This is a genomic window from Pseudomonas sp. ZS1P83, assembly GCF_054897825.1.
The window spans coordinates 1907513-1919414 of record NZ_CM142706.1 but is presented as its reverse complement, the minus strand read 5'-3'; the positions used below and the strand labels follow the sequence as shown (position 1 = coordinate 1919414).

Annotated in this window: 9 protein-coding genes, 4 pseudogenes and 1 riboswitch; of the genes and pseudogenes, 6 read left to right on the top strand and 7 right to left on the bottom strand. The window is 58.6% G+C overall.

Annotation, left to right across the window (positions count from 1 at the left end; translation table 11 throughout):
• Positions 1-30: 30 nt before the first annotated feature.
• Positions 31-345 (top strand): annotated as a pseudogene (locus ACYZT0_RS09260) (sigma 54-dependent transcriptional regulator); the annotation flags it as partial.
• A gap of 40 nt (positions 346-385) precedes the next feature.
• Here the strand turns inward: ACYZT0_RS09260 and ACYZT0_RS09255 are convergent.
• Complete coding sequence (locus ACYZT0_RS09255; RefSeq protein WP_008145745.1) at positions 386-601, bottom strand: TOBE domain-containing protein; 216 nt, start codon at positions 599-601, stop codon at positions 386-388.
• Between the two features lie 222 nt (positions 602-823).
• A pseudogene (locus ACYZT0_RS09250) lies at positions 824-907 on the bottom strand (OprD family outer membrane porin); the annotation flags it as partial.
• A gap of 83 nt (positions 908-990) precedes the next feature.
• Here ACYZT0_RS09250 and ACYZT0_RS09245 point away from each other — a divergent pair.
• The 5 genes and pseudogenes from ACYZT0_RS09245 to ACYZT0_RS09225 all read left to right on the top strand — a co-directional run.
• A pseudogene (locus ACYZT0_RS09245) lies at positions 991-1343 on the top strand (D-glutamate cyclase family protein); the annotation flags it as partial.
• Between the two features lie 307 nt (positions 1344-1650).
• Entirely contained in the window at positions 1651-2211 is a 561-nt protein-coding gene (locus ACYZT0_RS09240) for a lipid-binding SYLF domain-containing protein (RefSeq protein ID WP_462045553.1), read from the top strand.
• Between the two features lie 69 nt (positions 2212-2280).
• Positions 2281-2476, top strand: a riboswitch (cobalamin riboswitch).
• A 140-nt stretch (positions 2477-2616) separates the two neighbouring features.
• A complete protein-coding gene (locus ACYZT0_RS09235) occupies positions 2617-3630 on the top strand; it encodes an ABC transporter substrate-binding protein (RefSeq protein ID WP_462045552.1) in 1014 nt (337 codons plus the stop codon).
• Positions 3627-4643 carry a FecCD family ABC transporter permease gene (locus ACYZT0_RS09230; protein WP_462045551.1) on the top strand — a complete coding sequence of 339 codons (1017 nt, stop codon included), beginning with the start codon at positions 3627-3629 and terminating at the stop codon, positions 4641-4643. The genes ACYZT0_RS09235 and ACYZT0_RS09230 overlap by 4 nt, the downstream gene beginning before the upstream one ends.
• Entirely contained in the window at positions 4640-5431 is a 792-nt protein-coding gene (locus tag ACYZT0_RS09225; RefSeq protein WP_462045550.1) for an ABC transporter ATP-binding protein, read from the top strand. The genes ACYZT0_RS09230 and ACYZT0_RS09225 overlap by 4 nt, the downstream gene beginning before the upstream one ends.
• 65 nt (positions 5432-5496) lie before the next feature.
• Here the strand turns inward: ACYZT0_RS09225 and ACYZT0_RS09220 are convergent, their stop codons facing one another.
• From ACYZT0_RS09220 to ACYZT0_RS09200, 5 genes and pseudogenes are all read right to left on the bottom strand, one after another.
• Positions 5497-7398 carry a potassium transporter Kup gene (locus ACYZT0_RS09220; protein ID WP_462045549.1) on the bottom strand — a complete coding sequence of 634 codons (1902 nt, stop codon included), beginning with the start codon at positions 7396-7398 and terminating at the stop codon, positions 5497-5499.
• Positions 7399-7612: 214 nt separating this feature from the next.
• Positions 7613-7735 (bottom strand): annotated as a pseudogene (locus tag ACYZT0_RS09215) (organoarsenical effux MFS transporter ArsJ); the annotation flags it as partial.
• 118 nt (positions 7736-7853) lie between these two features.
• Positions 7854-9275 (bottom strand): mannose-1-phosphate guanylyltransferase/mannose-6-phosphate isomerase, encoded by a 1422-nt coding sequence (locus ACYZT0_RS09210; RefSeq protein WP_462045548.1) that lies wholly within the window; start codon positions 9273-9275, stop codon positions 7854-7856.
• Positions 9276-9408: 133 nt separating this feature from the next.
• Positions 9409-10500, bottom strand: a complete 1092-nt coding sequence (locus ACYZT0_RS09205; protein ID WP_462045547.1) for a mannuronate-specific alginate lyase — start codon at positions 10498-10500, stop codon at positions 9409-9411.
• Complete coding sequence (locus tag ACYZT0_RS09200) at positions 10500-11897, bottom strand: alginate O-acetyltransferase AlgX-related protein (protein WP_462045546.1); 1398 nt, start codon at positions 11895-11897, stop codon at positions 10500-10502. The genes ACYZT0_RS09205 and ACYZT0_RS09200 overlap by 1 nt, the downstream gene beginning before the upstream one ends.
• Positions 11898-11902 lie beyond the last annotated feature (5 nt).

Genomic DNA, 11902 nt, shown 5'->3' with positions numbered 1-11902 from the left:
CGTTCCGATCAGAATTTGCCACCCGGCGGAACATTGGCCGACAGCGGACGTATCGATGAAGCCCAGGTCGAGGAAGAAATTGATCGTCTGCGCTACGCCTGGGGCCTGGCTCAGCCAGACGACGGCCTGAACAGGTTGCTCGGTGAAAACCTCGAGATGGACCTGTTCGATCGCCTGCAACTCAAAGCCGTACTCGACGTATGCCGGCAGGCGGACAGCCTGTCCGATGCGGGGCGACGCCTGTTTGGCGTCTCACGTCAGGCAAAAGCACAACCGAATGATGCTGATCGTCTGCGCAAATACCTGGCGCGCTTCGCCCTCGACTGGAAGCAGGTGTCAGGTTGACGCCGCACCCCCAGGCCGTCGGACTCAAACCCAAGCCATTTCAGAGCTTGGCGATCGAGACCTCGGTGGATTTGACGAAGGCAATCACCTCGCTCCCCACTTTCAATTCAAGATCGCGCACTGAACGGGTAGTAATTACCGAGGTGACGATACCGGAGGCGGTTTGCACATCGATTTCGGAGACCACTTCGCCCGTCACAATTTCCTTGATGACGCCCTTGAACTGGTTGCGGACGTTGATCGCTTTGATGGTCATGATGAGGCTTCCTGTCTGAGGTCAGATACATCCGCACGGATGTGCAGGCCTTCAAAATGAACTTCTCGGACTAATATTAAAAGGAATATATATTGATTTGCTTATTCCTGAATTGAATATACAAATTGACAGTCCCCCCCCTGAAAATCATCTACCACAGCCAGCGTATAGCTGACGATCAGGCGATTCTCATCCAGGTGATTCGCCCAGCACGGTTCGTTGCACATTGTCGCCAGAGAGGTAGCGGGTCATGAAGGTCAACCCCGGCACACCGAGTGCGGCAAAGTTGTAGTCGTAGCGCGCTTTGCAACGCACCGAAGGCCTGGTTGTCGAGATCCCGAAAGTTGCCGTCTTCGGTACTGCGCGCATAACGTACGTCGCTTTTGAGCGACACGCGCCCCACCGCGCGACTGAGTGGCAAGCTGGTGGTCAGCATGCGGCCGATGAAGCCGCTGCCGCCATCCAAGCCATTCAAGCCATTCAAGCCATTCAAATCACTGCACGCATGCCCAACGTCCACGGCGCTCCCGTGCATATCGGCGATCCGTCGCTGATCGGTATCCGCGCACTTGAGACCCCGGACAACGGCGATGCCGTACCCGTTGAGTCTGACGAAATACCGGTATTCTGGGCGTGCGGTGTGACGCCTCAATCGATCGTGCAGGCGTCACGTCCGCCACTGTGCATCACCCATGCCCCCGGCTGCATGCTGGTGAAAGACTTGTGCAACAGTGCTTTGTAAACGCGTGGGAACTTCGGCCAGAAGCAGACATTCAACACTTATGCGGTTGCCTGCTGCGGGTTTGGTAGCTTGACCGAGTCCGTCAGTAAAACTGAGGTCTCTGACGACGAACCCGGCCTCGGCGCAGAGGTCAAAGCAGGTGATGGCATCGCCCATGATCAAAGGCCCATGGCCTGCTTCATTCGAGGGCGAAGCCAGTGGTTCACACACTTTAGGGTGCGCCGGATAACTTCAGTAGGCTCGAATTCTGCCGGGGGCAGGCGCTGACTGCTGCTCATATCCAATGCTCCCGTATCGGAGTACGAAAATGACTCAGTCAATGCGGTTCTTCCTATCGATCGTCCTTGCGACCGCCTCACTGGCATCGGCGAGCTTCTTGAACACTGCAGCTGCGGCAACCGCCGAGGATCTGAATGTCGATTCTCGGCAAGCGTTGCAGACGCTCTACAAGGCCACGCCCTTTGCCGAAAAAATCTCGCACAACGCCAAAGCAATACTGGTCTTCCCGAAAATTATCAAGGCGGGCCTTGTGTTTGGCGGTAGCTATGGCGAAGGCGAATTGTTAAAGGGCAAGACAGTAGTGGGTTATTACAACTCCGTAACCGGGTCATGGGGCCTGCAAGCAGGCGCTCAGTCGTATGGCTATGTGGTTTTCCTGATGACCGACAAAGCCGTGAACTATGTACGCGAAACCAAGGGCTGGGAAATCGGCGTAGGACCCACTGTTGTTGTGGTTGATGAAGGGGTGTCGAAGAATTTGTCCAGCTCGACGCTGAAAGACGATGCCTACGCGTTCATTTTCGACCAGCAGGGGTTAATGGCTGGGGTCAGCATTGAAGGAACCAAGATTTCCCTGATCAAACGCTAAAGCCGGCCGTCTGGCGCACGGATGCGCCAGACACACAGTGCCGGTCAGTGGTGCTATTCGGCATGATCGACTACCATGCCGGCCGCCGGTTTCCAAATGGGATTAATAGGGAATCCGAGATGCCTGACACGGCATCAAACGGAACTGCCCCCGCAACTGTAGATGCTGAGCCTGCTCCTGAACTGCCACTGGGATCACTCCCGGGAAGGCTGGAGCCTGGCGACGACGCATCAGTCAGGAGACCTGCCGGCCAAGCAAATCACTAACCGGCGGGGTGTCCGGGAAGGACATCCTTGCGCCGAGCCTCACCTGAGTGATCGGCACTTCACTGCTTCAATGGCAGCGTTCGATGATGTGTTTCCAGTCCGTACCCCTGCTCTTGTACGGTCAAATGGAGATTGCGTCATGCTGCTGTCCCGCCTTGCCACCCTCGCCACGGCCCTGGGTCTGTCCACCCTCGCCCATGCGACCCCGACCCACTATCCCCTGACTGTCGAGAACTGTGGCAGCACGTTGACCTTTCAGCAGGCACCCAGCCGTGCCGTGACCATCGGCCAGGCTGGCACAGAAATGCTTTACGCCATGGGCCTTGGCAACACGCTGGTCGGCACTTCGCTGTGGTTCAACGATGTGCTGGCCAAGTACAAGACAGAGAACGACACGATCGAACGCCTGGCCGATAACGAGCCGAGTTTCGAGGCGGTGATCGGCAAGCGTCCACAACTGGTGGCCGTGGAACTGGAGTGGATGGTCGGTCCGCAAGGCGTGGTTGGGACTCGCGACCAGTTTCACGAACTGAAGATCCCGACCTACCTGATGCCGTCCGACTGCGAAGCCAAGGACAACCTGGTCGGTGCCGACGGCACACGTCTGGAGGCATTTCGCATCGACAGCCTCTACAAAAGCATCAGCCAATTGGCTGAAATCTTCGATGTGCAGGAACGTGGCCAGCAGCTGAACGCCCAACTCAAGGCCAGCCTGGCCAAGTCCATTGCCACCGTACAGAACAAGGATCTGAAGCACACCAGCGCGCTGTTCTGGTTCTCCAGCGCCAGTCTGGATATCGATCCCTATGTCGCCGGGCACAAGGGCATTCCCGACTTTATGCTCAACACCTTGGGCGTGCGTAACGTTGTGGAGTCCGACGAAGAATGGCCTACCGTCGGCTGGGAAACCATCGCCAAGGCCAACCCGACCTTCCTGGTCATCGCACGCATGGATCGCCGTCGCTTCCCGGCTGACGACTATCAAAAGAAACTGGAATTCCTGCGCAGCGACCCAGTGACCCGCAACATGGACGCCGTGAAAAACAACCGCATCATCATCCTCGACGCCATGGCCATGCAGGCCAGCGTGAGAATGTTCGACGGCCTTGAAGCCCTGGCATCAGCCATCAACGGCTCCGACCTACCGAAATGACCACGACGCTGATTCGTACACTGCTGGCATTGCTGACACTTCTGCTGGCCGTGATTGCCGGTGTGGCCATCGGTGAAACGAGCATCGAACCGAGCGTGGTGTTCCAGGTGCTGGCCAACAAACTGTGGACTGCTGGTTATGTCCTCGACCCGATAGACGAAGGCATCGTCTGGAATTACCGCCTGACCCGCGCGCTGGTGGCAGCGGCCTGCGGTGCGGGCCTGGCCACCTGCGGGGTGATCCTGCAATCGCTGTTGCGTAACCCGCTGGCCGATCCTTATCTGCTCGGCATTTCTGCCGGCGCCTCGACGGGCGCTGTACTGGTAGCATTGCTGGGCCTCGGGGCGGGGCTGATTTCGCTGTCGGTCGGGGCGTTTTCCGGCGCCGTTGCCGCCTTCGCCGTGGTTGTTTTACTGGCCCGTGCCAGTGGCTCAAACGGCGGTACCGGGCAGATCATCCTGGCGGGGATTGCCGGTTCGCAGTTGTTCAATGCGCTCACGGCATTTCTGATCACCAAGTCGGCCAGTTCCGAACAGGCCCGCGGCATCATGTTCTGGTTGCTGGGCAATCTCAGCGGCGTGCGCTGGCCATCGGTGTGGCTGTCGGTGCCCGTGGCATTGATCGGTCTCGCGGTGTGCCTGTGGCACCGTCGGGCGTTGGATGCCTTCACTTTTGGCGCCGACTCAGCCGCCTCGCTCGGTATTCCGGTACGCCGAGTGCAATTTCTACTGATCAGCTGCGCCGCACTGGTGACGGCAGTGATGGTGTCGATCGTCGGCTCCATCGGTTTCGTCGGACTGGTCATTCCCCATGCCGTGCGACTGCTGCTGGGCACCCGGCATGCGCGTCTGCTGCCGGCAAGTGCGCTGGGTGGTGCAGTGTTTCTGATCGCCGCCGATGTCCTCTCCCGGACGATGATCAAAGGCCAGGTGATCCCGGTCGGGGTCATCACTGCATTGGTTGGCGCGCCGGTGTTCGCGTTGATCCTGATCGGTCGGAGGAATGCCCGATGAATGCTGCCTCGCCTGTTATCGGCGACTCCGTACTGCGTTGTTCCGGCCTCGGGTTCCATGTCCGCGACGCTGAGTTACTGCACAACATCCACCTAGACATCCGTCGTGGTGAAACCCTGGGCCTCGTCGGGCCCAACGGTTCGGGAAAATCCACGCTGCTCAAACTGCTGGCCGGCGTGCGCGTCCCTGGCCGGGGAGACATCCACCTCAACGGCCAGTGCCTCAAGGCGCTGTCACGGCAAACCATCGCGCAAACCCTGGCGGTGGTTGAGCAACAGGCCGACACCTTGGATGCCATCAGTGTGTTTGACGCCGTAGCCCTGGGCCGAACGCCGTGGCTGTCGGCCTTGAGCCCGTGGTCAAGTGAGGACGATGCCATCGTCCTGCAGGCGCTGCGCGACGTCGATGCAACGCACCTGAAAAACCGTACCTGGCACAGTCTGTCCGGCGGTGAACGTCAGCGTGTCCACATCGCTCGCGCCTTGGCCCAGCGCCCGCAGATTCTGTTGCTGGACGAACCGACCAATCACTTGGATATCCAGCATCAGCTCGCCATTCTAAAAGTTGTACAGGCTCTGCCAGTGACGACATTGATAGCCCTGCATGACCTGAATCAGGCGCTGACCTGTGATCGATTGGCGGTACTGGATCGGGGGCGATTAGTGGCCCTCGGCAAGCCACTGGAGGTGCTGACCCCGCAATGCCTGCAGGATACGTTCGGCGTGCAGGCGCATTACCTAATCGACCCTTTCGATGGAGCGCAGATCCTGCGATTTCGTTCTGTTTGACTTGCTCTCGGGTATTCGAGATATGTCGAACCCCAGGCGACTGGCAGAGGCGTCCTTGCTCATCCTTACATCTCCACCTGAGTCCCCAGTTCAATCACCCTGTTCAGTGGTAATTTGAAATACTTCAGGTTGCTGTTGGCATTCTTCAGCAGAAACGCGAACAGACTCTCTCGCCAGCGTGCCATACCAATGCGCTTGGTTGGGATCACCGTCTCCCGGCTGAGGAAATAGGTCGTGCGCATCGGGCTGAAATCCAGCTCATTCAAATGACAGAGACTCAACGCTTGGGGTACATCGGGCTCCTCGATAAAACCAAAGTGCAAACTGACCCGGAAGAACCCTTCGCCATAGGCTTCAACCTCAAATCGCCGGTCAGCACTCACGCGAGGACTGTCTTCGGACACCACGGTGAGCAGTACCACTTGCTCATGCAAAACTTGGTTATGCAGGAGATTGTGCAGTAGCGCATGCGGAACAGCATCTGCCCTGGCCGTAAGAAAAACCGCCGTGCCCTGTACGCGATGGGGAGGCTGCGTACGGATGCTACTGATGAATAGTGGTAGTGGAAGCGCGGTCTCATCCAGCCGCTCAACAATAATCTTCCTGCCCCGTTTCCATGTGGTCATCAAGATGAACAGGCCAATGCCGGCAATCACAGGGAACGCACCGCCTTGAAAAATTTTCGGCGCGTTGGCCGCGAAATACAGGCTGTCTACTAACAAAAAGCCGAGAAGCATCGGGATGGCCAGCCAGCGCGGCGTTTTCCAAAGGAGCAGGACGACGGCCGAGGATAAAATTGTCGTGATCAACATGGTTCCCGTCACCGCGACTCCATAAGCGGCGGCCAAGGCACTGGATGACTCGAAACCGATCACCAGCAATACGACACCGACCATCAGCGCCCAGTTGACCGTGCCGATGTAAATCTGCCCCTGCTCCTGGCTGGAAGTGTGCTGGATAAACATGCGAGGGACGTACCCTAACTGAATGGCTTGGCGCGTCAGGGAGAAAGCACCAGAGATCACTGCTTGAGAAGCGATGATGGCGGCCAAGGTGGAGAGCGCGACCATCGGCAGCAGTGCCCAGCTCGGCGCAAGCAAATAGAACGGATTACGCACAGCCTCCGGGTTCTCCAGGATCAAGGCACCCTGGCCAAAATAATTGAGTACCAGCCCCGGCAACACCAAAATAAACCAGGCACGAGAAATCGGTTTGCGACCAAAGTGGCCCATGTCGGCATACAGTGCTTCAGCACCCGTCAATGCCAACACGACAGCGCCCAAAATCGCCACACCCATTCCCGGATGAACCACAAAGAATTGCACTGCCCAAGCAGGGTTAAGCGCTTGCAGCACTTCGGGACGTTGCAAAATCCCGTAGATCCCAAGGGCACCCAACACCACAAACCACAGCACCATGACCGGGCCAAACAGGATACCGATTCGAGCTGTGCCATGTTTCTGTATCAAGAACAGCGCCACCAACACGATCACTGACAAGGGCACCACCCAGTGCTCTATTCCGTCAAACGCCAGCTGTAATCCTTCAACCGCAGAGAGCACCGAAATGGCCGGGGTGATCATGCTGTCTCCGTAAAAAAGTGCCGCACCGAACAGGCCAAGCAAAACCAGTACCTTGCTCATGTGCGGATAAGGTGCTGCTGCGCGGCGGGCTAACGCCGTCAATGCCATGATGCCGCCTTCGCCCTGGTTGTTGGCACGCAGGATGAACAGCACGTATTTGATCGAGACTACCCAGATCAGTGACCAAAAGATCAACGACAGAATGCCCAGCACGCCGTCGTGATTTACCTGAACGCCGTAGTGGCCGGAAAACACTTCTTTCAGCGTGTAGAGGGGGCTGGTGCCAATGTCTCCGTAAACCACCCCGACAGCAGCGACGAGCAAGCCCACTCCTGAGGTTTTGGATGGGAAGTCTTCGTTTGCAACGGTCGCTGTCTCACTCAAGGGGCGCTTCTCTCAATTAGCGGGGAGTCACTGCACGCCATCCTTGGGCAATACATTTTTCCAGGGCCATCGGAAAAGCAAGGCGCATGGACGATCAAAAAAATCGCGGCCAGTATCGTTGCGGGCAAAAACACCCACCGTAAAGAAATCGTAAAAATATGACGGCAGATATCCGTTTCAAACGACTGCGCAGAGGATGGTTCTTTTTGATCGCAGCCATGGCCGTCGGCAGGCCCGCCAGTGCAAGTGCCCACAGAAATGCCGCACGACCATCCGGTACGTGCCCATGTTTCTTTCCAGTGATGTTGGGCGCGAAGGACTGCACAATGCCGTAGCCCCAAGAGCCTCCCCTAGCGCCCGCTAACCGCGGGCTTTCTGATCTCTAGGGTTCTATCCCAACGACGCTCGCGTATCGTCCTCGTTCGACAACCAAGGTACGCTTCTGGTAAATGGGCTCAACTCTTGACCTGTTGGGTCCTACCGTAGACATCTTCCAGGCGCTCGATATCGTCCTCGCCCAGGTAGCTGCCGGACTGCACCTCTATAACTTCCAGCGGGATTTTTCCGGGGTTGGACAGGCGATGCACCGAAGCGATCGGGATATAGGTGGACTGGTTTTCAGTGAGCAGGAAAACCTTTTCGTTGCACGTCACCTGGGCGGTACCGGAGACCACAATCCAGTGTTCGGCGCGGTGGTGATGCATTTGCAGGGAAAGTTGCGCGCCAGGTTTCACGGTGATGTGCTTGACCTGGTGGCGGGTGCCGCTGTCCACCGAATTGTAACTGCCCCAGGGGCGATACACCGCGCAGTGGCTCTGGGTTTCCGAGCGGCCTTGGGCATCGAGCGCATTAACCAGTTTTTTCACGTCCTGCACGGTATCGCGGTGCGCGACCATCAATGCATCCTTGGTTTCTATCACGACCAAATCGTCCAGCCCTAGCAGGGTCACCAGCTTGCTACTGCCATGCGCGAAGCAATTGCGGCTGTTGTAGCTGACTACATCGCCCTTGAGCACATTGCCATCGGCGTCCTTGTCATGCACATCCCACAGCGAAGACCAACAACCGACATCACTCCAGCCAGCGCTTAGCGGGACGACACAGGCGCGGCTGGTGCGCTCCATTACCGCATAGTCGATGGAGTTGTCCGGGCAGCATTCAAAGGTGACCCGATCGATACTGGTCACGCCTTCGCTGCTGCGGCTGCGTTCAAGGGCCAGCACGCAGGTGTCGTACATGTCGGGTTCGTGAGTGCGCAACTCGTCGAGATAGCGGCTGGCACGGAACAGGAACATGCCGCTGTTCCAGAAGTACTCGCCGGACCGGACAAGTTCGGTGGCGGTTTGCTGGTCGGGTTTCTCGATAAACTTCTCGACCTTGAAGGCACCGGCGCCAGCATCGCTGCAATCGGCCTTGATATACCCAAAGCCGGTTTCCGGACGCGTCGCCGGAATGCCGAACAGCACCATATTGCCTTTGAGCGCCACTTCCTGCGCATGTGACAGCGTGGCGCGCAAGGCGGGCACGTCACTGATCACATGGTCGGCCGGAAGCACTAGCAGCAACTCATCGCGGCCCTCAGCGATCAGCTTGAGGGCCGCCAGCGCCACCGCCGGCGCGGTATTGCGGCCGAAAGGTTCGAGCAGTATCGCCTGCGGCGTACAGCCGATGGCGGCGAGTTGTTCATTGACGATAAAGCGATGCTCCTGATTACAAACCACGATCGGCTTGCCGATACCATCGATCGCCAGGCGCTGCAGGGTCTGCTGAAACAACGATCCCTCGCCTGCCAGACTCAGGAATTGCTTGGGATACAACTTGCGCGACAACGGCCACAACCGCGAACCACTGCCGCCGGACAGAATGACTGGAATCATTGCACTTTCCTCCTGCACCTTCATCACTCGACATGAAGGCGCTTCGAACAGCGAAGGACTGCCTTCTCTTTTACAACACAAGCCCAATTACGAATGGCCCCACCGGGCATCCAGAGCGTGTTGGTTGTTACATTTATTCTTTCTGGTCAGCAAATAGCTGGGTGATGTCGCCGCCCAGACGGTAGGTTTTCATCGGTTCGATCGATTGGCGCCAGCGGTTGGTTTGCACCGAGCAGTCGTACAGCGCGCAGTAAGGTTCCAGCCAGGCAAACTTGCCATCCTCGTCGAGGTCCTCGAGTTCCTGCTTGTAGCCGGTCTTGCGTTCAAACGTGCCTGGGTCCTTGATCCCCTCCTCCACCCGCGCCGCCAGACGCCGCATGGCGCCGTGGTTTTCTTCGCGCAGGTCGACGTCATTGGCTCGGGCGAAGGCGGCGATCATCATCAGCGGCCCCATCGCATAGTTGTGGTAAGCCAGTGCGCGGGTTTCGCGGCTCAGTTCGTTGGGCAGATAGCCGTCTGCATCGACCTGGGAAGCGCCGATGCGAAACTGCGCTACCGACCAGTCGAACAGGTCACGCCGGTCGACCACCACCGAGGCCGCCATGACGGCCCAGGCCGCCCAATATTGGTGATTGTTCAGGCGGTCCAGCGGCTGGTCGCGCCAGTCCTGCACCGCTTGATCGGCGACCTGGCCGATCCAGACCTCGATAGGCCGGGTCTGCGCCTCGCGACCGCTCAATGGCTGCGAACGCGAATACTTGAGCCGCAAATAGGCCGAAGAAATACTGCCCAACGCCCATTTGCGCATCGACTTGCCGGTATGGGTGTAGGTGGTACTCAGCAGCGCCTGCGCCTTGGCCCAATCACCCAGCCAGCTCAGGGTGCATTCCACATAGCCTGCGCGGCCGAGCCGTAAATAGGCTGCGACTTGTTTGTTGACGCCCTTCTCCAGTTCGTTGATATCGGCTGACATTTGCTTGTAGCGTTGGTTGGATTGCGCGTTGAGCTGATCACGTGCCTTGCCCGAGCCCTCGTACTTGCTGGGGATCAACAGATCACCGGTATAAGGTTTGGGCGTCGCCGGACAGCTCGGTGTGTCGCCTTTTTTGTCCACGGCCGGCGCGTAATAGCCCTGCGGCGGGCGAAGTTGAGCGGCCGCCGCCTGCACGATCGGCCCCATCAAAATGAAGGCCACGCCAACGGCGGCCCAGTGCGCCTGACGCATCAGTGCCCCTCCGTCTGCGCGGTGCGCAGGGAAGGTGCCGCAGAGATGACTGGCTTGGCACACAAGCGGGCCGAGAGATCCATGGAAGCCGTTCCAGGAGGTGGCTGCACGTCCATGGAAAGAAAAGTCAGTTCGTCCCAGTCCGCATCGGCGCGCAGCTCGAAGGCAAAGCGGCCCTGGGTATTGACCGTCGGCGAACGGTTCAAGCTGATGTTTTCCTGGCGACCGTTCATGTAGGTCAGGGTCGCGTTCATCAGGTGCACGGCGGGATCGGCGAACTTGAGGTCGACCAGATAACGATTGCCTTTGATCGGATACACATTGCCGCCACCGCCGTTGAAGAGCACCTGATTGCGCCCGCTGTGCAGGGTTGAATTGCTTTTGAGCAGCGGCGCCTGGTTGTCGCAGCCATCGCTCAGCGCCGCCATCGCCTGTCGGTAGAAGCTGGATTTGCCAAGGCTGTCGAGATTATCTGTTTCCCACACCAGCACCACCGGCGGGCTTTTCTGGAAGTCGTCGCCGAGCAGGTAGGCGATCAACGAATCATCGTAGCCACCGCCCGGTAGACTGAAGTTGCGGACCGGTGTCTCCAGATATTGTTCGATGAAGCCGGCAAAGTTGAACGCATCGCCACTGGCGCTGGTACCGATCAAGGCGACTTTGGCGGCGCCCTTCGAGTCGCCCTGAGCCCGGGTTTGATAACGGGTGACAAACTGCGCCGCATAACCGTTGCCGCAGATTTGTGCGGCGACTTTTTGCAACGTGCCAGAGCGTCCCAGCAGCCCGGCCGGCTGGCTGGCGAAGACCTGATGCGGCAACGCTTTGAGCACATCGTTGCCCTTGAGCGTCTGGGCCACCAACTGGGCACTGCGCTCGGCGCCATAGGGCGTCCAGTTGTGGTCGCCCTTGAAATAGAAGGGCTGCCCGGCTGGCTGTGGTGCACTCAGCAGGTTGGTAAAGTCGGGGACCTGAATTCCCAAGTCGCGCACCCGGTCTAGCGTTTGCACGTAGTTCTGCCGGGCCTTGGCCTGATCAAAGCTGGCCAGTTCCAGCGTCGTCAGGCGGTCGGCGTGCAGCAAGCCACGGCTGGGTGGCATCACCAGCACCAGCTCGACCCCGCGCTGGGCCAACCCGTCGCGCAGACGCTTGAGGGCCTTGTAACCGCTCTCATCGAGGCCAAATTCAGTGCGGAAATCGCTACGGGTGCGAAAGAGCCACTTGTCCTTGGCCTCCACCAGAGTTGCGTAATTTTTCAGCTCCGGCTGCTCGTAAAGTGTCGCCTGCGCCGCTTGTGGGCACAGCTGACAGCAGGCCTCGGCCGTGTACTGCGGCTGCGCCTGTCCCCACGTTGGCACAGACAGCAGGCACAGCGCGGTAAATCCATGGAGGGTGTTCATCGGCA

What these genes read in the sequence shown, in the direction of transcription:
- ACYZT0_RS09255 (WP_008145745.1), bottom strand. Translation starts at nt 601, where the DNA reads ATGACCATCAAAGCGATCAACGTCCGCAACCAGTTCAAGGGCGTCATC.
- ACYZT0_RS09240 (WP_462045553.1), top strand. Translation starts at nt 1,651, where the DNA reads ATGACTCAGTCAATGCGGTTCTTCCTATCGATCGTCCTTGCGACCGCC.
- ACYZT0_RS09235 (WP_462045552.1), top strand. Translation starts at nt 2,617, where the DNA reads ATGCTGCTGTCCCGCCTTGCCACCCTCGCCACGGCCCTGGGTCTGTCC.
- ACYZT0_RS09230 (WP_462045551.1), top strand. Translation starts at nt 3,627, where the DNA reads ATGACCACGACGCTGATTCGTACACTGCTGGCATTGCTGACACTTCTG.
- ACYZT0_RS09225 (WP_462045550.1), top strand. Translation starts at nt 4,640, where the DNA reads ATGAATGCTGCCTCGCCTGTTATCGGCGACTCCGTACTGCGTTGTTCC.
- ACYZT0_RS09210 (WP_462045548.1), bottom strand. Translation starts at nt 9,275, where the DNA reads ATGATTCCAGTCATTCTGTCCGGCGGCAGTGGTTCGCGGTTGTGGCCG.
- ACYZT0_RS09205 (WP_462045547.1), bottom strand. Translation starts at nt 10,500, where the DNA reads ATGCGTCAGGCGCACTGGGCCGCCGTTGGCGTGGCCTTCATTTTGATG.
- ACYZT0_RS09200 (WP_462045546.1), bottom strand. Translation starts at nt 11,897, where the DNA reads ATGAACACCCTCCATGGATTTACCGCGCTGTGCCTGCTGTCTGTGCCA.